20 protein-coding genes are annotated in these 20,658 nt (G+C 42.1%); 6 read left to right on the top strand and 14 right to left on the bottom strand.

Translation table 11 applies throughout. The features are described 5' to 3' along the window. Positions 1-7: 7 nt before the first annotated feature. The 6 genes from JJQ94_RS11645 to JJQ94_RS11620 all read right to left on the bottom strand — a co-directional run bounded on the left by JJQ94_RS11645 (position 8) and on the right by JJQ94_RS11620 (position 6,765). Positions 8-532, bottom strand: a complete 525-nt coding sequence (locus JJQ94_RS11645; RefSeq protein ID WP_099030318.1) for a MotA/TolQ/ExbB proton channel family protein — start codon at positions 530-532, stop codon at positions 8-10. Further along, positions 532-1,893, bottom strand: a complete 1,362-nt coding sequence (locus tag JJQ94_RS11640) for a MotA/TolQ/ExbB proton channel family protein (protein ID WP_099030332.1) — start codon at positions 1,891-1,893, stop codon at positions 532-534. The genes JJQ94_RS11645 and JJQ94_RS11640 overlap by 1 nt, the downstream gene beginning before the upstream one ends. Positions 1,894-1,899: 6 nt before the next feature. Continuing rightward, complete coding sequence (locus JJQ94_RS11635; protein WP_099030317.1) at positions 1,900-2,670, bottom strand: DUF3450 domain-containing protein; 771 nt, start codon at positions 2,668-2,670, stop codon at positions 1,900-1,902. Positions 2,671-3,073: 403 nt separating this feature from the next. Next, on the bottom strand, positions 3,074-3,718 hold the full coding sequence (locus JJQ94_RS11630; protein ID WP_099030316.1) for a CatA-like O-acetyltransferase: 645 nt from the start codon (positions 3,716-3,718) through the stop codon (positions 3,074-3,076). Positions 3,719-3,767: 49 nt separating this feature from the next. Further along, a complete protein-coding gene (locus JJQ94_RS11625) occupies positions 3,768-4,808 on the bottom strand; it encodes a Leu/Phe/Val dehydrogenase (RefSeq protein WP_010369022.1) in 1,041 nt (346 codons plus the stop codon). A gap of 430 nt (positions 4,809-5,238) precedes the next feature. Continuing rightward, positions 5,239-6,765 carry a fumarate hydratase gene (locus tag JJQ94_RS11620; RefSeq protein ID WP_095727137.1) on the bottom strand — a complete coding sequence of 509 codons (1,527 nt, stop codon included), beginning with the start codon at positions 6,763-6,765 and terminating at the stop codon, positions 5,239-5,241. A gap of 164 nt (positions 6,766-6,929) precedes the next feature. Between JJQ94_RS11620 and pabB the strand changes: the two genes are divergently transcribed. The 6 genes from pabB (at position 6,930) to JJQ94_RS11590 (ending at position 14,244) form a co-directional block, all read left to right on the top strand. Then, positions 6,930-8,279: an aminodeoxychorismate synthase component I gene (gene pabB, locus JJQ94_RS11615; protein ID WP_099030315.1), complete on the top strand. Its 1,350-nt coding sequence runs from the start codon at positions 6,930-6,932 to the stop codon at positions 8,277-8,279. Beyond that, a complete protein-coding gene (locus JJQ94_RS11610) occupies positions 8,269-8,829 on the top strand; it encodes a CoA pyrophosphatase (RefSeq protein WP_099030314.1) in 561 nt (186 codons plus the stop codon). Before pabB ends, JJQ94_RS11610 begins: the two co-directional genes overlap by 11 nt. Before the next feature lie 168 nt (positions 8,830-8,997). Then, complete coding sequence (locus JJQ94_RS11605; RefSeq protein ID WP_010369030.1) at positions 8,998-10,374, top strand: L-serine ammonia-lyase; 1,377 nt, start codon at positions 8,998-9,000, stop codon at positions 10,372-10,374. Between the two features lie 432 nt (positions 10,375-10,806). Continuing rightward, positions 10,807-11,037, top strand: coding sequence for a hypothetical protein (locus JJQ94_RS11600; RefSeq protein ID WP_069018780.1), 231 nt, complete (start codon positions 10,807-10,809; stop codon positions 11,035-11,037). 234 nt (positions 11,038-11,271) lie between these two features. Beyond that, positions 11,272-13,695: a S8 family serine peptidase gene (locus tag JJQ94_RS11595; protein WP_099030313.1), complete on the top strand. Its 2,424-nt coding sequence runs from the start codon at positions 11,272-11,274 to the stop codon at positions 13,693-13,695. 12 nt (positions 13,696-13,707) lie between these two features. Further along, positions 13,708-14,244 (top strand): hypothetical protein, encoded by a 537-nt coding sequence (locus JJQ94_RS11590; protein ID WP_099030312.1) that lies wholly within the window; start codon positions 13,708-13,710, stop codon positions 14,242-14,244. Between the two features lie 68 nt (positions 14,245-14,312). Here JJQ94_RS11590 and JJQ94_RS11585 read toward each other — a convergent pair whose 3' ends face one another. From JJQ94_RS11585 to JJQ94_RS11550, 8 genes are read right to left on the bottom strand one after another with little or no spacing between them, the layout of a single operon-like run. Then, positions 14,313-14,828 carry a hypothetical protein gene (locus JJQ94_RS11585; protein WP_099030311.1) on the bottom strand — a complete coding sequence of 172 codons (516 nt, stop codon included), beginning with the start codon at positions 14,826-14,828 and terminating at the stop codon, positions 14,313-14,315. After that, positions 14,828-15,349, bottom strand: coding sequence for a hypothetical protein (locus JJQ94_RS11580; protein ID WP_099030310.1), 522 nt, complete (start codon positions 15,347-15,349; stop codon positions 14,828-14,830). The genes JJQ94_RS11585 and JJQ94_RS11580 overlap by 1 nt, the downstream gene beginning before the upstream one ends. A gap of 12 nt (positions 15,350-15,361) precedes the next feature. Next, positions 15,362-15,889 (bottom strand): hypothetical protein, encoded by a 528-nt coding sequence (locus JJQ94_RS11575; RefSeq protein ID WP_099030309.1) that lies wholly within the window; start codon positions 15,887-15,889, stop codon positions 15,362-15,364. Further along, complete coding sequence (locus JJQ94_RS11570; protein ID WP_099030308.1) at positions 15,889-16,407, bottom strand: hypothetical protein; 519 nt, start codon at positions 16,405-16,407, stop codon at positions 15,889-15,891. Before JJQ94_RS11570 ends, JJQ94_RS11575 begins: the two co-directional genes overlap by 1 nt. Positions 16,408-16,424: 17 nt before the next feature. Then, entirely contained in the window at positions 16,425-17,027 is a 603-nt protein-coding gene (locus JJQ94_RS11565; protein WP_099030307.1) for a hypothetical protein, read from the bottom strand. A gap of 10 nt (positions 17,028-17,037) precedes the next feature. Further along, positions 17,038-17,694, bottom strand: a complete 657-nt coding sequence (locus tag JJQ94_RS11560; protein WP_099030306.1) for a hypothetical protein — start codon at positions 17,692-17,694, stop codon at positions 17,038-17,040. A 33-nt stretch (positions 17,695-17,727) separates the two neighbouring features. Continuing rightward, positions 17,728-18,240, bottom strand: a complete 513-nt coding sequence (locus JJQ94_RS11555; RefSeq protein WP_099030305.1) for a hypothetical protein — start codon at positions 18,238-18,240, stop codon at positions 17,728-17,730. Between the two features lie 8 nt (positions 18,241-18,248). After that, a complete protein-coding gene (locus tag JJQ94_RS11550; RefSeq protein WP_099030304.1) occupies positions 18,249-20,639 on the bottom strand; it encodes a PKD domain-containing protein in 2,391 nt (796 codons plus the stop codon). Positions 20,640-20,658: the final 19 nt, after the last annotated feature.

Here is a 20,658-nt window from a genome sequence, read left to right as displayed (position 1 = left end):
TCTCTCTCTAGTGATGAGGCAAGCTATCAACTAGCTTTTCTTTAGCCATTTTTGCACGTGCTTCTAAACGCGTACTAAAGAAAACACCTGATAGTGCCGCAACCATTCCAGCCATTGTTGGTACCGTAGCCATTGAAATGCCTGAAGCCATTAATCGTGCGTTACCCGTACCTTGAGTAGCCATCGTTTCGAATACTGTGATCATACCTGTCACTGTACCTAAAAGACCGATTAATGGACACATTGCAACCAATGTTTTGATAATCAACATGCGCTCATCTAATTTTTCAGACGCTTCAGAAATCCAAGCATCGCGGATTCTGTGTGCGTACCAAGACGTAGTATCTTGGCGGGCGTCCCACTTAGCGACGATTTCCTTTTGCATTTTAGGAAATTCGCCGAGTAGGAACCAATAGCGCTCAATCATTAAAACCCACATTAGAAAGAGTGCTATCGCGACCACGTATAATACATCGCCGCCTGTAGCAACAAAATCCCTGATAGATTCCCATATCTCCATCAGGACTAACATTAGGCTTTCTCCTTCTCCGCGTGAGTAGCAACAATACCTGCGCTTTGCTCATCTAGGATATGTAGAACCGCTTTACTACGACCGTGTACAACAGCGTGAAGTAGAATTAGAGGTAGAGCCGCAATAAGACCTAGTGCTGTAGTTACTAGCGCTAGAGAGATGTTCCCTGCCATGATTTTCGGATCACCAGTACCATGTAGTGTGATTGATTCGAATGTCATGATCATACCAACAACCGTACCTAGTAGACCTAGTAGTGGCGCGATAGCCGCTAGGATCTTGATGATGTTTACGCCCATCTCGATACGCGGAGTTTCACGTAGGATAGCTTCATCAAGCTTAAGCTCTAGGTTTTCAACGTCTTGATCTTTGTTATCATGATAAACTTTCAAGATACGACCAAGTGGGTTGTTTGTGTTAGGGTTATTCGCGTTTTTGATTTGCGCTTTGATTTTACCGCTAACAATGAATAGGTCTAGCATACGAACGATTGCAATCAATGCACCTAAAATAAGTAGTGCTGTAATGATGTAACCAACCGTATCACCTTGGTGCCAGCGCTCTTCCATCGTTGCACGTTGAGTATTAAGTCGTAGTAATGAACCACGAGTTGGGTCAACTGCAAACTTAACGTACTGATTAGCAGGTGCTGCGATTAGACGCTCAACACCACCTAATTCGCCACTTGGTTGCTTACCAAGAGGAACAATTTGCTTGTTCTCAGCATCGTAAATAACGTAGCCGTCTTTAGTAACTAGGTTGAAGTTACCAACACGCGTTACTTCTTTAACGTTAATGTCACCATTTAGCTCAGCAACTTCAGCTTCAAACTTAGTTACTTTCGCAGACTCAGTCATTTCAGTTTGGAAAGCAATCCAAAGATCTTCAAGTTCACGAGTAGTTGGCAGCTCTTTCGCTTCGGCTAGTGAACGAAGAACCTCTGCACGTCCTGGTTTTTCAGCACTTACTAGTGAAGCTTCAATTGAACCGATAGCGTCAGCAGCTGAACGACGTACAACACCGAACATTTCACCAAGTGTACCTTTGGCATTTTCAAGCTCAACTTCTTTTTCAGCAAGCGTCACTTCGTTCTGTTTGAATTGTTCATTTAAACGCTCACCACGTGCTTTCTCAGCAGCTAATTCACGCTTCGCTTTGTTCAATAATGCTTGTTTGTCAGCACGATCGTTTAAAAACTCTTGCTCACGTTGTTTGTTGATTTTGCCTTCAGAGATACGGTTTTGTTTAACCTGCTCTAGAATTTTGTCTAAGGCTTCAGTGTTTGCGTGTGCGTTTAGCGCGGCACCAGCAGAAACTGTTAACGCTGCAGCAACTGCAAAACCTTTAAATAGTTTCTTCATCATTAATTACTCCGCGCCAAAGATAGGTAGGTTTACAAGTTCAGGAGCCGCTTGCTTACGTGCAATACGGATCATGCTCTTAACTGGCTTAAGATATTCTTCGCCAAGTTGATCCCACTGCTTAGTGTTGTTGTTCCAAACCCAAGCATGTTTTTGGTCGAAAGACTGAGCTACGTATGCGATACGACCTAGACGTGCGAAGTCAACATTGATGTTTTTGCCGTTTTGTTCGAGAGAACCTTGGCTCGCAACCATTGTTGCACTGTAGTCAGTTTCAATGGTGTAAGCTTCAAGCACTTGACGGAACTTCTCAGATGTTGTTACAGACGAGTTAGTCATGATGCTGCGAAGTCTCTCAACACGCTCTAGACGTGTTTCTTGATTAAACGGAACGTCCGCTTTGATGAATTGCTCAAGCGTATCGATCATGCGATACATCAAAGGCACAACGTCCTGTTTTGTCTTGTCAATAGTACCAATTTGACGCTCAAGAGACTCAATACCTGCATTTTGATCTGCTACAAGACGTGCAACGTGATCGTTATACACTTTAAGCAGTTCTGCTTCTTCAACCAGACCACGGTATTCCGCGATCATTTCTTGAGACTGACCGTAAAGGTTATCAATCTTTTCTTGAGACTTTTTAGCAGCCGTTTGAGTTTGTTGACCTACTTTTTGTATGTCATTCAAAGGATCTGCAATCACATTGCTGCTTGCAAAAGCTGTCGCGCCTAAAAGCGCCGTAGCTACAAGGCTCTTTCTGATTTTAACAGACATAGTTCCCAACCAATTAAGTAATGTTACTTTTATAATTTTCGCGCTCTCACCAACGTGAGAGCAACCCTGATATCATTTGACAGATATCAACTGTCCAATAATGCTAAATGCAACACGATGTGTCAACTTCACTGTGAAAACATTTTTTGTCAATAAATAAGTAATAATTATATACAAAACAAAAAATTAACATCAAAAACACAGCAAAAGATACACATCCTTTGTAAAACCAACCTTTTGCATACGCTGTTTACAATGTTTTACATCAGATTTATTCCAATAAATTGAATAGATATTCCAAATAGAAATTGTGAATAACCTATCAAAACAGCAATATAAGCTAGATTTTTCATTGCACAGAACGCAAATTATTTCATCTTCTGCGAACTAACGCAAAATTTGTTTATCTATCCCAAATCGCTTGATCTATTTTTTCCTGCAGAATTTGAACGAATTCAGCGACGTGTAGACCATCCATTAAGGCATGATGGACTTCAATACAAAATGGCATCGTACCATCTGCTTTATTGTATTTTCCGAACACAAATTTTGGGATGCCAAAGTCATCTCTACTGTGTCTCGCATGACCAAAACTGGAAAAAGATAACCATGGAAGTATAGATACATGAACGCAATTTGGCACCTGACTTTCCATTAAAAATTGCTCACTGACAAGCGGCCCATTTAGTTGCTCAGTTTTGCTATGAATATTGGCGCTAATAAAGCGGTTGAAATCACTTTCAGGTGCAAGCCTTACAAATCTGAAGGTTTCATCCCCTCGCAGAAAAACACTGCTAATTTCTACAGCATCATATTCAACCACCTCTCCTGCCTCTATACGGTAACGAATGGGGGTATAGCTTTGTAATGCCAGTTGTAGTGCGTATAGGCAACTAAGAGAAAACGGAACGGCATTACGTTTACTCATTTCGTAAACTCTTTCCATTTGTAAGCTGACAGTAACGGTGAAGTAAGGTTGGGCAAAATCATTGAAGAACGAAAAGTGTTCTTGGCGAGGCCAAGTATCAAGAGATATTTTCTTTTTCATACAAAAAAAGGGGCGCATGCCCCTCTCTGGTAATTAAACGGCGATGTTATTATAGACCGTTTTCAATAATCTCTTGAGCTAATTTATCAGCAATGATATGTGTTGAAACTTTCTCATCTTCAGAACGCTTAAAGATTTCGGTTAGCGTGTCATAGATACCTTCAACGTGTTTAGTCGCTGCTGCCTCATCATAACCTTCAGGTTTTGTTTCATAGTAAACATTGATGATTCCACCAGCATTAATCACATAGTCTGGTGCATATAAAATGCCTTTTTCACGAATGATCTCACCATGACGCGACTCTGCAAGCTGGTTGTTTGCACACCCTGCAATAATCGTAGCTTTGATTCGTGGAATAGTGTCGTCATTTACCGTCGCACCTAGTGCACACGGCGCATACACATCAACATCTAAATCATAGATTTCGTCAATACCAACAGCAGTAGCATTGAAATCATTGACCACTCTTTGTACTGACTCTTCGTTGATATCAGTAACAAATAGCTCTGCACCCGCTTCATGGAGGTGCTTACATAACGTGTAGGCAACTGCACCCAGCCCCTGCACGGCAACTTTGATACCAGCCAAGTCCTGATGACCATACTTGTGTTGGTAAGCTGCTTTAATTCCAAGGAATGTGCCTAACGCAGTAAATGGAGAAGGGTTACCGCTTTTACCTTCAAGACCCATTACGTAGTTTGTTTCTTTATGCATTACCATTACATCACCGGTTGTGATGTTTACATCTTCAGCTGAGTAGTAACTGCCACCTAGACGGTCTAGGTGCTTACCAAACGCTCTGAATAGCGCTTCTGACTTGATAGTCTTAGCATCGCCAATAATGACAGATTTGCCACCACCAAATGGTAAACGTGCAACCGCATTCTTATATGTCATCCCTTTAGACAAGCGCAGTACATCATATACCGCATCTTCATCAGAGGCATAATTCCATAGGCGACAACCACCTACCGCAGGACCTAGTTTAGTGTTATGTACCGCGATAATCGCTTTTAGACCTGATGCTTCGTCTGAACAGAATACGACTTGCTCATGGTTATCAAATTCAACTTGGTTAAATACAGCCACTTTCTTCTTCTCCAAAAATTATCTATCCCATACGGGTAAGCTCTTAAGTGTGACTTTGCGTTCAATACCACACTAAGGGCAAATAGCGCTGAAATTGGCAAGACTCTATCACTAACTCTAGCACCATTCCACAAATTGAGATGATATAAACCCAATTCAAAGTAAATACAAATATTTAATTCAAAAGTAAAACAGATAAAGGAAAAACTAACCAAGAATAAAAATATTAAAGGAATTTTAATTTAACTTATTGAGCTTTTCTGAAGTTACTGTTTACGTAAACGGAAGGTAAATAGTCGTTGTAAACATATCCATACAAGAAAGGAGGCAAATAGCCTCCTAAATAATACTTCGGTTCTTCAATTTTACACTGAAGCCGAATGTTTGAAGTGGAAAGTACCTATTATACTCTCCATCAATGTATAGCTGATTAACTAAGTTTGCTATCTAACTCTTCAATTCGTGCTTTCCAAATTGCTGGGCCTTGGGTATGCGCATTCTCACCATTGCTATCAACGGCAACCGTCACCGGCATGTCTTCTACTTCAAATTCATAAATAGCTTCCATACCTAAGTCTTCAAACGCCACAACACGTGATTTCTTAATTGCCTTAGCCACTAAGTACGCTGCGCCACCTACAGCCATAAGATACACGGCTTTATTTTGTTTGATTGACTCAACAGTTGCAGGTCCGCGCTCGGCTTTACCGATCATGCCGATAAGACCCGTTTTCTCTAACATCAGATCAGTAAACTTATCCATACGTGTAGATGTGGTAGGACCTGCAGGACCCACGACTTCGTCCCCCACAGCATCCACTGGACCCACGTAATAGATGAACTTATTAGTGAAATCGACACCTTCTGGCAAGCCTTGACCAGAATTCATCATTTCTTGCAGACGTTTATGCGCTGCATCTCGACCAGTTAAGATCTTGCCTGAAAGCAACACGGTTTCACCCATTTTCCATTCTTGGATATCTGCTTTGGTCAAAGTATCTAGATTGACACGACGCGTATCTTCACCCACTTCCCAAGTCACTTCTGGCCAATCTTCGAGCTTTGGTGCTTTTAGATCTGCAGGACCTGAACCATCTAGTGTGAAATGTACGTGGCGTGTAGCGGCACAGTTAGGGATCATAACAACTGGCTTAGACGCTGCGTGTGTTGGTGCTGTTTTGATTTTTACATCAACAACGGTTGTTAAACCACCAAGGCCTTGTGCCCCAATACCAAGTTTGTTTGCACGTTCAAAAATTTCTAGACGCAGTTTTTCTTCTGCGGTTTCGGCACCACGTTCCATCAGTTCATGGATATCAACCGGATCCATTAAAGACTCTTTTGCCAATACAGCCGCTTTTTCTGCTGTACCACCGATACCTATACCTAGCATGCCCGGAGGACACCAACCAGCGCCCATTGCAGGTAATGTTTTTTCTACCCATTCTGCAACATCATCTGATGGGTTTAGCATCACCATTTTGGTTTTGTTTTCAGAGCCGCCACCCTTCGCTGCAATCATCACTTCAACTTCAGCACCAGGTACTAAGTCAATGTGTACTACCGAAGGCGTATTGTCTTTGGTGTTTTTACGGCTACCAGCCGGATCGGCAACGATTGATGCACGTAGCGGGTTATCTGGGTTCATATAGGCACGACGAGTTCCCTCATCTACCATTTGTTGTACCGTCAAGTCAGTTTTATCCCACTTAACGTCCATACCGACTTTAACAAAGCAGGTGACGATCCCTGTGTCTTGACACAGCGGACGCTTACCTTCTGCTGACATGCGTGAGTTAATTAAGATCTGTGCAATTGCATCTTTCGCAGCCTTACTTTCTTCTTTTTCGTAGGCCTTTTCTAATGCTTGGACAAAATCAAGTGGGTGGTAAAATGAGATATATTGAAGCGCATCTTCAATGCTATCAATAAAGTCTTGCTGACGGATTGTACTCATGACGGTTCCTCAATTTTCGACGGTATTTTTTGGTATTGAAACTTTCGCTGGCAATTGTTGTTATTCAGCGTCAGAAAATCAATTTCAATACCTTAAACTATGGAATAGCAGGTAACTATGATAACCTCCCCGCCCGTTTGGGGCTAGCTTTGCAGGTCAAGTAAATGATAAACGAGCGAATAAACTGTACAAAATTAGACATTAGGCATAATGCAATAGAATTATTTGAACACTTTGCAAACGAATCTCAGGCTATCCTGTTAGATTCCAGCGATTCTGATCACATCAATAGCCGCTACGATATCATTGCGATTGCACCAATTAATTTACTTGAGGCTAAAGATGGAAATGTATTTTTAGACGGCGAACTGCAGAGTAATTCTATTTTCACAGTGATGAAAGATAAGCTTGCCCAGTTTAGAAATTGCAGTGCTCCCCATGATTTACCTTTTAATGGCGGTTGGCTTGGTTATTTTGGCTATGATCTCGGTCGTTATATTGAACACATACCACACTATGCAGAACATGATATTAAGCTCCCTGATGTCTGTGTTGGCTTGTATCCAGACGCGTTAATTTATGACAAAGTACTCAAAGCTTGGTTTTATGTGTCGCAACCTGACACACAAAGGCTAGAGATGTATTTGCGGCTGCTCGAGGACGCCTCAATTTTTGAGCCATTTAGACTGACGTCACAGTGGCAGTCAAACATGACTAGAACACAATACGAGCAAAATTTTGAGCGCATTCAATCTTATTTACTAAGTGGTGACTGTTATCAAATAAACCTAGCACAACGATTTAGTGCTGGCTTTTGTGGCGCGCCGTGGTTAGCATATAAAAAGCTTCGAAATCACAACCAAGCGCCTTTCTCAGCATTTTTTAACTTAGGCAATAGTGCTATTGTTTCTGTGTCGCCGGAACGCTTCATCCAAGTCAAAAACAACATTGTAGAAACTAAGCCGATTAAAGGCACCCTGCCAAGGTTACCAAATTATGACGCCGATATAGCGCAAGCTGAAAAACTGAGAAACAGCAGCAAAGACCGAGCCGAGAATGTCATGATAGTAGACCTTCTACGTAATGACTTGGGTAAGGTGGCAGAACCGGGTTCTGTTGCGGTTCCATCACTCTTCGCAATCGAGAGCTTTCCTGCGGTTCACCATCTAGTGAGCACGGTAACGTCTAAGCTGTCGCAGGGTAAATGTGCTGTTGATCAACTCGAAGCCGCCTTCCCCGGTGGCTCCATAACAGGTGCACCTAAGATCCGCGCCATGGAGATCATCGAAGAGCTAGAACCGCACAGACGCAGCGTTTACTGCGGCTCAATCGGTTACCTCAGCGCCTGTGGTAACATGGATACCTCTATCACTATCAGAACGCTGGTTTGTCATCAAAATAAGATACATTGCTGGGCAGGTGGTGGTATAGTCAAAGACTCTCAAGTACAGTTAGAATTTGAAGAGACTTACCACAAAGTGAATAAAATCCTCCCGGTATTAAATGAAGATTGATCAGGTTATATCGCAATTTATGTTGGCGCCCATCATGGCGCAAACATCAACCACACTGCATACTCTAAAGCAAAGTGCGGTGCTTATTCCTATTGTTGATGTAAACACTCGAGCCCACCTGTTGTTTTGCAAACGCAGCAGCGAATTACCGAGCCACCCGAGTCAAATTTGCTTTCCGGGCGGCAAAGTCGAACAACAAGATAGCAATATCATCAACACAGCACTGCGCGAAACCGAAGAAGAGATAGGTCTGACAATCTCTGAGTCTCAAGTACTGGGCATATTGCCGTTTATGCAAACGCTCACTGGCTACCAAATCACCCCCGTTGTTGCTTCTGTACAACAAGATGCGACTTGGGCGAATAAAAGCGACGAAGTGCAACAAACCTTTACAGTGCCATTAAACCAATTAAGCACGGCCAAGAATTGGCGAACCTTCCATTTTACCAATAAAGGCAAACCAGTTTCACTCGACGGATTTATGACACCGCACGGCTTACTGTGGGGCGCAACGGCAAAAATCGTCAAACAGTTCACCGCCCTATTTTAGCCCTTAACTGGTAAGACCTTTTTTAAAATCCACCTCCACCTTGCAGATTAGAGACCTTTCTATCATGCTTACTGCAAAACTGGCATATACTTTTGCCGATTATGGGTTACTTCCCTAAGTAGACACGTTATGATGGCGTCCGTTTTAAAGGCAATGTGAGTAAAATTTATGATCAGTGCATTCGATATGTTTAGTATCGGTATTGGCCCTTCTTCCTCTCATACAGTGGGACCAATGCGTGCTTCTAGGTTATTCGTACAAGACCTTCAGGCACAAGGCATCGTTGATGATATCACTTCGGTGAAAGTGGAACTGTTCGGTTCTTTAGGCCAAACAGGTATTGGCCACGGCTCTGGCAAAGCTGTTATTTTGGGACTTGCGGGTTACGACCCTGAGACCATAGATGCAGATCTAGTACCAGAGATCTTAGAAACCATAGAAAATGAACAGGTTATCTATCTCGACAAGCAACATAAAGTAAAATTTCCTAAGCAAGGCGCGATTGTTTTTCACCGTCGTAAAACGCTGCCTAAGCACTCCAATGCAATGGAAATTAAAGCATATAAAGGCGAAGAGCTTGCTCATAGCCAAATTTACTATTCGATTGGTGGTGGCTTTATCGTTACCGATCAGAATTTTGAGGCTGAAAAGCAAGCGGCGCTAGATATCAGAACAGAAAACCCGGCACCTTACCCATTCAATTCAGCCGCCGAGCTACTAGAAATGTGTAAAGAGTCAGGGCTCAGTGTGTCTTCGTTAATGATGGCCAACGAGAAAACTCTACGTAAAGAATCTGAAATCAAAGAAACGCTATTCCACATCTGGCAGGTAATGAAAGCTTGTATTGAACGTGGTATGAAAACCGAAGGTATTTTACCGGGCGGTTTAAAGGTTCGTCGTCGTGCACCTAGCCTGTATTTAAAACTCAGTGTAGAAACGCACCAAGATCCACTGCGCGCAATGGATTGGGTGGATTTGTTTGCACTTGCAGTCAATGAAGAAAATGCAGCGGGCGGCCGCGTAGTGACCGCACCAACCAATGGTGCAGCCGGTATTCTTCCAGCGGTGTTAATGTACTATCACACTTTTATCAAAGAAGTGGATATAGAGATTGCCACACGCTACCTACTTACCGCAGCCGCAATTGGGATCTTATATAAAAAGAATGCCTCAATTTCTGGCGCTGAAGTTGGATGCCAAGGTGAAGTAGGTGTTGCGTGCTCAATGGCTGCTGGCGCTCTAACCGAAATAATGGGTGGTAACGTCATACACGTCGAGAATGCCGCCGAGATTGGTATGGAGCATAATCTGGGTCTAACCTGCGACCCTGTCGGTGGGCTTGTGCAAGTTCCATGTATTGAGCGTAATGCGATGGGTTCTATTAAAGCCATTAATGCATCTCGTCTTGCTTTACGCGGTACGGGCGATCAAAAAGTGTCACTAGATAAAGTGATTAAAACGATGCTTGATACCGGTAACGACATGAAAACCAAGTACAAAGAAACCGCACGCGGTGGATTGGCAGTAAATATTATTGAGTGCTAACTGACAATTGTCAGTTCACTTTATAGATGACTTAATGGCATCATGATGACAAATCATGGTGCCATTTTTTATGGTGCATACAGATTAACTTACTGATTTTATTTTACTTTTTATAAGCATGAATATTTAACTTTAGACCAGAGTAAGAAGTTAACATAGCGCATTGTGGTCAAAACCTTTATGTAGCCACTGCCTGTTACAACAATAGAGTTTTAACAGTGATAGCACTTAATCACCTTGCTAACGCAAAAGTATCTATTGTCATTTAGTAAAGGCAATATGTAGTTACCATGGAATAATTTCCACAAGATCCATGATAAATAAGCATTATCAGAAATTCAGGCTATTTACATCCATGCGTTAATAGATGGATAAAATACGACTAAGCTAAATATCAGCATCAATTATCAACAAAAAAGGAGTAAATTGATTATGTCCGGCACTACGATGGTTTTTTTAATTGTACTTATTAGCGTTGGTGGAGGCATACTTAGCGAAATGTATAAACGCCGTTTAGAATACAAAAAATTAGATTCGCAAAGCCAAAAAGAACGAGACCAGTTGCACGCAGAGCTTAATGCTTTGAAATCAAGAGTTGCCATTCTTGAGCAGATTGTGACCGACGAAGGTTATCAAGTTAAAAAGGATATCAACAATCTATAATAGCTTCCCGCCAATGATTACAAGCAAACAGGTTAAATACTCCTCTAACCTGTTTGTTTTTTCAGCTTTCTTAGCTACCATTTACATTCGTTTTCAATGCCATTAACTACTTGAAAGTATTAATAAAAAATAATTCTTATTCACATCGTTATTACAAACAAATAAATTATAAAATTGCTAACATAAATTTACTTGAGTACATTTGTTGCCGTAAAGAGTACAAAGGTAAATAACATGAATAACAATAAATTTAAATACACGGCGCTATCGACAGCGATAGTTTTAGCCCTATCAGCCTGTGGTGGCAGTGATAAAGATAATGCTAACACTGCGCAACAAGTTGACCGTTCACCTCAAGCTGGTGTGACTCAGCTAGAGAATGTGAAACACTGGCAGACCATTTCAGGTACAATTCAGGCTTCAGATCCAGATAGTGATAACCTTTCAATCGCAATATTTGATGGTGAAACTGAGATAACACCGGTAGACAATGTTTATACATTGCCACACGGTGTTTTAACACTAAAGAGCATCTCTACGTTTGATTACTTACCGCTTACAGGCGAAGCAGCAACAATTAAATATACCGTTACAGCCAAAGGTAAATCTGCAAATGGTAGCATTGAGATCCCTGCATCAATTACAGATCCGCTTGCATACCAACAGTGGCATTTAAGAAACACTGAACAGTCAGCATTCTCACAAAGCGAAGTACTCGTAGAACAAATGGCCAAACGTAGACTGGGTAGTTCTGCATCAGAAGATGAGCTCAAAGCCGAAGAGCAAAAACTTAGAGATTCATTCGTAGGTAGCAAAATAGCAGGTAACGACCTAAATGTCGCAGAAGCACATGCGTTAGGGATCACAGGTAAAGGCATCATTTCCGTAGTTGTTGACCACGGCACAAATATCGGCCATGAAGATTTGAGCGATAATGTACTTCCAGGTCGTTCAATTAACCTTCTTCCGAATGCAAGCGATCCTACCGATCCGACTATGACTGGATATTGGACTGAGCAAGAAGACAAAGACGGTAATATTGAAGAAGTATACGAAAAAAATGATATTGAAGCGCACGGCACCGCTGTTTCAGGGTTAATCGCAGCTAAGGGGTGGAATGGACTCGGCGGGCGAGGTGTGGCTCCGGATTCAAGCCTTATTAGTATTAACTACTTAGATTATCAACGCGGTGGCCTAATCGATTTAGCCATTATTCACGGCATGGATGGTAGCGGTATCCGTAAAGATGAAAATGTCTTATTTAACAGAAGCTATGGCTATAGCCCTGCCCATTTTTTACCAGAAAACGAAGTTAGAGAATCACTCTTCGCCTATGCACCTTCGACTCTAAGAGACGGTAAAGGAGCCTTAAGTATCGTCGCTGCTGGGAACGAGTTTGTTAATGGTTCACATAATGGTGACTACTGTAAAAGAACGAATGTCGCCAGTATCGGATTAGGCTGTATTGATGTAAACGTTTCTCAAGCCAGCCGCTCGCCGCATAGCTTAACAGTTGCAGCTATTGCTGCAAATGGTAAGAAGTCGAGTTACTCTTCTGCTGGTAGTGCTCTATTTATTTCAGCGCCAGGTGGTGAATACGGGGCATTTGCTCCTGCGATGGTCACAACAGACGAGATGACATGCTTGGAAGGCTACTCAAGCTTTGCTGGAATAGAAGAGCTGTACAAATATGGCTCGCAAGCATTTGTTGAGGGCTTTGCCAACTTCAATTACCCTGGCCATCCACAGAATGCAAACTGCAATTATACAAATACGATGAATGGTACTTCTTCAGCCGCTCCCAACACCTCTGGTGTGATTGCTTTGATACTCGAGGCCAATCCAGATCTGAGCGCAAGAGACATTCGTCATATTTTAGCTACGACTGCGGTCAAAAATGATCCAGAAAATAGTCAAGTTAAATTAGCAACACCAACCGGCGAATTCATTGCACATTTAGGTTGGGTGAAAAATGCTGCAGGTTACCATTTTAATAACTACTATGGGTTTGGCCTTGCGAATGCAGGCAAAGCAGTCAAAATGGCGATGAACTACAAGACTGACTTAGGAGCACAAATTTCCTCTGAGTGGATCGATGCTGGTAGTCAAATATTGGAAACCAAAATCGATGCTAATGGGTTTCCTGAGCTTGTCGTGCCAACAACCCCAAGTTTGGACCTTACGATTCCAGATAACGATGCACAAGGTGTTACGCATAATATCGTATTAGATGATGAAATGACGGTAGAGTCGATGCAGTTCCGCTTTACGATTTCAAACCCAGAAATGGCACTATATAGTAATTCAAGTATTCCTGGTGATACCGCGAGCTCCGCTGGTACTGATCTAGCACTTGAAGTAACTTCTCCATCGGGTACCAAGGCAATTGTACTTGCGTCTAAACATGCCCACTTAATGCCCGCAATCCTAGATGGTTACTATCGTTCAGGCTATGTGCAACTACCTTCAGTACACTTTTTAAGCAATGCATTTTATGGTGAGCAGGCAAAGGGGACTTGGACTGTAAGAGCTGTGGACACTGATAAGCCGGACCAAGTGAACTATTTAAATAAGGCTAATAAAGCTAGTATTGTATTTGCAAACTCAGAACCTTCGACTCTTGAGGGTTGGGGTTTAAGAGTTATCGGGCGTAAGTAAGAGGTAATTAAAATGAATGTAAAAAAACTATTTTTGGCTTCTGTCTCAGTAATTTCAATGAACACACTAGCAAACGTCATGACCTCTGAGCTTAAGCCATTAGAACTAAAAGCCGTTGATGTAGCAACGTTGAAAAAAGTAAAAGATACCGCTGAAACCGCAGTTTTAACTAAAGAAGCAAGACTAAAGGCTCTACCAGCTGCGATTGCAGCACCCGAAAAGACAGTTAGAGTGCATCATGATATTGCCTATGTAAAATCAGCCCCGATACGCGAAGTTGGTTATTATAAAGGAGATGTACTTTCCGACAAGCAAGGAAACAAGCGGGTAGTTTCTGGCAATCTGGAAATTAAATATAATGGTGACCTACAAAGTATTGCAAACAAGTTCGATCTCATTATTTTACGAGACTTCGAAAATAAGATTGCTCTAGTTAAACCAAGATCAAATAATATTGAACTGAATAAGCTTGCACTGGAACTAAGCAAGTTAGAACAAGTTGCAGTTGCTGAGGTTGAGTTACTTGGCAGCTTAGAGCGAGCGTTCTAAGCAAGACTGTTGCTACACTAAAAGAAGGCCAGCTCTACAATAATTCGGAGCTGGCCTTGAACGTAGTGCTAGTATGGTTTGTTGATAGTCAAATTAAGGTTGATATCTTGTATACGAGTATAAAAAGCACGCGATAAATTCCCAACCTTTGTTAAGACCAACTTCCCAGATTCACAACCATCTGGTACCGCTACTGATCTACTATTGATATATGGCGTCGCCGAATAGCTGACTTGCTGATATCGAACGCCAAACGCCCTATCTTCAGCAACTAACGTATTTTCACAATATAACTGAAAGTCCATTGCGAAGTTCGACGAATACCAAGCACTATATACTGAACCGCTGAGGTTAAAGTCCAATATGCTATTTTGGCCGATAATGAGTGTCTTAAAGGGAAACTCATATCCAGTTTCAGCATACTGGGGTTCGCCATCTTTAACACTATATCGCTCTTTGATAACGGCAAAGTCGGATTTAGTCAAATTAATGGTTTCACCAGTAATAATAGTTGGTAGTGCAACACAGTGAGTACTCACCGCGAGACTGCCAAATAATACAAGTGAACAATATAACTTGCTCATTAGCCACCTACCACTTCGATGACTTTGACTCGCAGTTTCATATCGGTATAAATCGTGTAAAATTGGCGGCTTAAATTACCTTCTTTATTAATCCGGATTTTCATCCTTTTACATTGGCCCGCCGTATTACGGATCTCACTGACTCTTGGCTTTGCGGTATAGGATACTTGGTCATACCTCACTCCAAAAGCAAAAGTCGCCCCAATTATTTGCTCAGAACTAGGATCATTGGTTGCATCACTGCAACTGACAAACATTGAAGCAAGCATATTGCCGGCAAACCATTTGGTCTTAATCTCTCCATCAACTTCATAGAGCAGATACTGACCATAATCGCCCTCAACAAACAACTCTTTCTCATAGCCCACCACCGCTGTAGTATTACCATATGGTTTAGTGATGGGCGTAAAGTCAGAGAAGTCCAATTGGTATATAACACCACCAACATGTACTGGGTTTGCATTAGTAATTGCACTAATGCAGCACAAAGCAACGCCAGAAAGCAATTTTCTAACCATCATATACACCTTTCCTTAGTTTGAGGTTGAATCAGACACTGTATAGCTTCCAAGTACAGTGCTAACACGGTCGCCTTTAGCTAAATTCACATTGAGTGTTAAAGACTCACAGCTTGACAGATTTTCTCTAAAAACAGACTGCTCAACGTGAATATTTGCTATGTCTGCAACCACATTTTCGTTGGTAAATTCACTGTCGTGGCTTGTGATGTCAAACAAAACGTTGTCATCGCAACGCAGTGCAACCTGCGCCTCAAATTCGGCCTTAGTATGGTTCACCTCACGAGTTGCACCTGTACACACATCAGCTTGCAGATAGGTACATACAGAGATACTTTGACGACTTATCGTTTTAACTCCACTTACTTCAAGTTCAATAGATAAGTGTCGATTACCCTCAAATTGTAGCGGCGCAATGGACAACGTGTATCCCTTGTCGCTTACCGTCATCTCTGCATTACTAAAAGGTACGGAGTTAGCTTGAGCATTGGCAGACACACCTGAAAATAGCATCGCCGCAATTATAATTGACTTAGAGGTCATCACTTTGCTCCTTTGATACTTTCAATACTCAAATCAAAATCTATACTTTCTATCTGAGTGAAAAATTGACGACTGAGTGATCCTCGCTTAGAGATGTTAATTTTAATTTGCTTGCAGTCACTTACTCCTTTTCTTAACTCAGATATCTGTACCTGACCGGGAATAGAATAGCGATGTGCTCGATAACCTTGGGCGAGGTCATAACCCACAGGTATACCACTACAAGTGATATTAATATCCGCAATGAAATTTGCCGCAAACCAAGTGGCAGAGAGTTCAGCTGTTGCATTAAATAACAAACTATCGGCGCCGCTACTGTTATCTACATCCAATAAGGCTTCATAGCCAGTAATCACATTTCTGCCAGCCCAACTCGATGTGACTGGTGTAAAATCTGCAATTTGCAGCTGCTTTATACCATCATCAATAATTACCGCAGTAGCCGAGCTTTCTGTATTCGCTAAAGCCGCCAAAGGTAACGCAAGTAGCCATAGTGGCCACTTCTTTGTTTTTATCATGTTCTTTTCCTTAATGCTCAGTCGAGGTTTTCTGAAATGATAACGGTAAAGTTCATCGAATCCATTTCAGCGCTTGCTGGCGGCACACCCAAGCGTGGACAGCGTGCTTTGTCTGCCGCCACGGTGATTGTCATAATGTCACAGCTTCCGCCTGTACGCTGCTGCTTATTCACCTGTATACTACGTGTTCCGTATGCTGACGCACGGAAATCACCACATGAAACCGTAATATTGGCCGCTTCACTCAAGCTACCTGATATATCAAAGTTAAGTAGCTGCCCAAAATCACCATCAACTATAAATTGCGCCTTATATGAACTGATATATTGCATTTCTTGATTGAATATTCTGTCGTAATACACATCATAAACAGGTGCAAAATCTTGAATATCAAAGCTGTAGCGCTGTCCACCAATATAAACGCCATGTGGAGTAATATTCGCGGCAACATCTAACATATCTTGTTGTGTATAAAATGGAGCAGGAGTCACTGGTTCTGCTGTGCCAAATGAAGTAGGGCAAGGTCTCGGGTCTATTTCAATAGGGAAACCAGCGCCAGATGCCATAACAGATGAAGACAATACTGCGCACAAAGAAGCAAATAGAATTTTATTTTTCATTATAATATCCTTATTGAAGTGGAGTATAAACAGCAACAGTGAGATCTAGGCTAGTCAATGCACCACTAACTGCTTTTGCCTTGATATGCATTTTGCTGCATGTTCCGCCCGTATTTAGACGTTTTGAAACAATCAGTTTTGTCCCACTATCGCTTAATGTAAACGCCGAACTACCCGTTCCACAACTTACCGACATAGACACAGAGGTGCTGGCTCTGCCTGTTACCTCATAAATCAGATCTTGACCAAAATCCCCATCAACAGGTAGCTCAACTTCATACCCTTTAAGCACTCTATAATATTCTGGTGGATTGCCTGGACACGGACCATATACAGGTTCAAACGAATATATTGGTTTCATATCGTTTTTGGTCAATTGATAGCGAGCGCCGCCGACATAAATAGGTTCAGCAGACAGTAGATTAAAGCTCTCAGCAACCTCTGCTTCAGTTAATACTTTTTGATCAGACAAAGGTTCAAGGCAAGGTCGTGACGGATATCTATAATCACAGCAGCCACTATCAATTGGGCGCGCAGGAGTATTGATTAAACCTGATTGGAAAGCCGCACCAACGACCCCGTCATTTGTTTCTTCGATCTGGCTTGCTGATACGCCCATAGACATTACTATGCCAATTGAAGCGCAAAGATAAGATTTTTTAAACATGTGTTTTCCTTATTATTCCTTTAGTTATTAGAATTACTGTGCATCAGATAAGATAAGTGCATCGAAGCGGATAGATTTTATTATCGCGTCCAAATCAATAAGTTCGCCGGTATGCGGGACAATGTCGATTCGAAGCTGCTTACAGGCACCATTTGTTTTTACACGGTTAAAAACATTCATTCTTGCAGGCAGCACGAAATTATACTTTTCAATTAAAATGCTTTGACTAAAGCCAAGTGACTCTGAATATCCAGAGTCGTTTTGGCAACTAGCAACTAACGAAAGTGGTATCGGGTATGGCACTGCATCAGCCATAATTTCAGCGCTCAAATCAAAAGTAAGTACTGGGTAATCACCGATAAAGTCGTCATATTCATCCAGCAACATTTCTATATTTGACGTATACGTATAAATATTACCGTTAACCACCGTTTTTGGTTTAAAGTCGCTTTTGTTATAGCTGTACTTAGTTCCCCAAACTAAGATGGGCTCAGCAGCATGCACCACTGACGAAGACGCAAGTAAAAGAGCAAATAGATATTTCATTGTTTTCCTTATTTGTAATTGCAAATGTTATAAACTATCGGTTGCTGGTAGCCTTCAAGTAGCGTTACCTCAAGACGATTAGTCGTGGAACTCACATAGTAAGTGTCACTTTCAGCAGGCGTGATGCGGTAAGTAGCTGTTGCGGGAAAAGACATTTCTTGCCTCTTGTTCAGCGGTACGCTTATCGTTTTGTTGTAGTCAAATACAAAAGGACTGCTTGCAGGAAAGCTATCAACCAGCTCGTATTTAATATTAATTTGGCTCTGACCTTGATAACCGAAACAGCTCCAAACATGCTGTCTTACAGGTTGCATCACTGGCACAAATGCCTCACCCAGCGAAATTTGGAAACCATCGTTGAGTTGTGACGCTGATTGATAAGTGGCATTGATTACTTTATCGTCGGCCGTTTTTATTATCACTCTCTCACCACGAGCCAACTGTACACTGGTAGAAAACCCGCCGAGATTGTCCGTTACGACGGACATGCCGTTGATAGCTAAATTAACATCGGCTATGCCTCGTAACTGGCTATTGACTAGTCGACCTTTTACTGAACCATAGATTAGCTGTGGAGAATCTAATACGGTAAATTCGAAGTTACGATTGGCACTCGCACCGTCTGTGTCATTAACGACCAACTCAACTCTGTAAACCCCAGCCAAATCAGGTGTAAACGAAAATAGGCTAGTTTGTTCATTACCGATCAATACGTCATTGTTTGGACCTATCAGCCTCCAGCTGTAACTTAGTGCTTGTCCTTCAGGGTCATAACTTTGTGAGGCATCAATACTGACCAACTGGCCAACTTGAACTTCCGTCTCTAATGGCTCTTTAATTTGAATAATCGGCGATTGATTATCCGTTACATTAAACGTCACCGATGTCGCCTCTGAATATAGAGCACCATCAAAAGTCTTCAGTTCAATTTGATAACTACCTAAAACGGAAGGCGTAAACTCTATTTTAGCGTCTTGCAGCGCTGGCAAAGTATCAGAGCCAGGTTGTTTGGCGATGCGCCAAATATAGGACAAAGGCATCCCTTCTGGATCACGGCTTTGTGAACCGTCGAGTACGATACTTTCACCCAAGGTAATGTCTGAAATTGGAGCAATAAACGCAGAGGGTTTACTCTCACCGCTTGAGTTGACATTGATAAGTTGTGTATTCGACCATGATTGGGATACGCCATCTGATACCAACGCCTTGATACCGTAGACTCCCGCTAAATCAGGCGTTAAGGTTGCTCCGAGTAGCTGCTCTTTACCAATAATATTTGCAGAACTCCCAGAAGGTCTAATCGTCAATTTCCACTGCCCATTAAGCTCTGTTTGCTCAGGATCAATACATGCATCACAGGACAAATTAACCACCTCTCCTTGAGTCGCTGAAATATCAGCACCCAACATAGCAATTGGTGGTTGGTCAGCATTACTCACCGTAAAGTGATATAGCGCGTCGCTGGATAGGCCGCCTAGATCTTTAACATTCAGTTGGACACTATAGTCTCCAACTTTTGTCGCACTGACAGCTACTTGCTCATCGAACGGTGAGCTCAGGCGAACAAAGCTTCCATTAGGCTTTTCAATTATTTTCCATGAATATACCAGTAAGTCGGTGACATCAGGGTCATAACTATTTGACCCATCTAGCAACAGCATCTCGTTAGGTTTTACTTGCGTACGTAGACCAAAAATGTCGGCTAGTGGTGCTGCATTCTGCCTACGGTCAGAAACTTTAACGGACACAGTATCAGTCACAATATTGTTATCTTCATCCGTCACCTGTACCCCTATCTCATAATGACCAACTTCATCAAAAATAAAGGTGCTTTCAAGCTCAGAAAAGGGACTAGCTTGGTTTGCAGTCGAGTTTTGTGGTGCAGCCGTAATTGACCATACGGCATGTTCAATGGCTCCTGCTTGTGAAACTGATTCTCTGGCGCTCAGCGTAATACTGTTCCCTTTCTTAGACTCAAAATCAGGGCCCAAGTCCAAAGCAATCACTGACTCTTCACTCACCACAAAATCAACTTTTGCAGTATCGCTATTACCAGCACTATCAGTGACTGTGACCACGCCACTGAAATTGCCAGCCATGGTAGGACGATATTGGATAACAGAATCAACCGCTTCTACCCTATCAACTATGCCACCTTGGCTATCTGCGATATGCCAAGAAAAAGTTAACTCACTTTGCGTGTCAGTACTTGAGGAAGCATCAAGCGTAATATTCTGATATAAAAACAAATTTGCAGCTGAAGCATGTAAATACGCTTGAGGTTGCGTGATGTCTGTCACTTGTCCAGCTTCGACCGCAGTGATAGTGGCGGCATCGCTTCCACCACAAGCGAGTAGGTTTGCTGTTACAACAGCGATGTAAACTTTTTTAAAATTCAAAATGTAATTCCTTTTATAA

Origin of the sequence: Pseudoalteromonas sp. GCY (genome assembly GCF_016695175.1) — a bacterium.
Classification (GTDB): domain Bacteria; phylum Pseudomonadota; class Gammaproteobacteria; order Enterobacterales; family Alteromonadaceae; genus Pseudoalteromonas.
The sequence above is the reverse complement of the archived record's forward strand: the minus strand, read 5'-3'. Positions and strand labels throughout refer to the sequence as shown.

Bases quoted from the DNA above. Each gene is read 5' to 3' on its own strand.
- JJQ94_RS11590 (WP_099030312.1), top strand. From the start codon at position 13,708: ATGAATGTAAAAAAACTATTTTTGGCTTCTGTCTCAGTAATTTCAATG.
- JJQ94_RS11600 (WP_069018780.1), top strand. From the start codon at position 10,807: ATGTCCGGCACTACGATGGTTTTTTTAATTGTACTTATTAGCGTTGGT.
- JJQ94_RS11570 (WP_099030308.1), bottom strand. From the start codon at position 16,407: ATGATAAAAACAAAGAAGTGGCCACTATGGCTACTTGCGTTACCTTTG.
- JJQ94_RS11585 (WP_099030311.1), bottom strand. From the start codon at position 14,828: ATGAGCAAGTTATATTGTTCACTTGTATTATTTGGCAGTCTCGCGGTG.
- JJQ94_RS11605 (WP_010369030.1), top strand. From the start codon at position 8,998: ATGATCAGTGCATTCGATATGTTTAGTATCGGTATTGGCCCTTCTTCC.
- pabB (WP_099030315.1), top strand. From the start codon at position 6,930: ATGATAAACGAGCGAATAAACTGTACAAAATTAGACATTAGGCATAAT.
- JJQ94_RS11580 (WP_099030310.1), bottom strand. From the start codon at position 15,349: ATGATGGTTAGAAAATTGCTTTCTGGCGTTGCTTTGTGCTGCATTAGT.
- JJQ94_RS11635 (WP_099030317.1), bottom strand. From the start codon at position 2,670: ATGTCTGTTAAAATCAGAAAGAGCCTTGTAGCTACGGCGCTTTTAGGC.
- JJQ94_RS11565 (WP_099030307.1), bottom strand. From the start codon at position 17,027: ATGAAAAATAAAATTCTATTTGCTTCTTTGTGCGCAGTATTGTCTTCA.
- JJQ94_RS11610 (WP_099030314.1), top strand. From the start codon at position 8,269: ATGAAGATTGATCAGGTTATATCGCAATTTATGTTGGCGCCCATCATG.
- JJQ94_RS11640 (WP_099030332.1), bottom strand. From the start codon at position 1,893: ATGAAGAAACTATTTAAAGGTTTTGCAGTTGCTGCAGCGTTAACAGTT.
- JJQ94_RS11575 (WP_099030309.1), bottom strand. From the start codon at position 15,889: ATGACCTCTAAGTCAATTATAATTGCGGCGATGCTATTTTCAGGTGTG.
- JJQ94_RS11555 (WP_099030305.1), bottom strand. From the start codon at position 18,240: ATGAAATATCTATTTGCTCTTTTACTTGCGTCTTCGTCAGTGGTGCAT.
- JJQ94_RS11560 (WP_099030306.1), bottom strand. From the start codon at position 17,694: ATGTTTAAAAAATCTTATCTTTGCGCTTCAATTGGCATAGTAATGTCT.
- JJQ94_RS11620 (WP_095727137.1), bottom strand. From the start codon at position 6,765: ATGAGTACAATCCGTCAGCAAGACTTTATTGATAGCATTGAAGATGCG.
- JJQ94_RS11645 (WP_099030318.1), bottom strand. From the start codon at position 532: ATGTTAGTCCTGATGGAGATATGGGAATCTATCAGGGATTTTGTTGCT.
- JJQ94_RS11595 (WP_099030313.1), top strand. From the start codon at position 11,272: ATGAATAACAATAAATTTAAATACACGGCGCTATCGACAGCGATAGTT.
- JJQ94_RS11630 (WP_099030316.1), bottom strand. From the start codon at position 3,718: ATGAAAAAGAAAATATCTCTTGATACTTGGCCTCGCCAAGAACACTTT.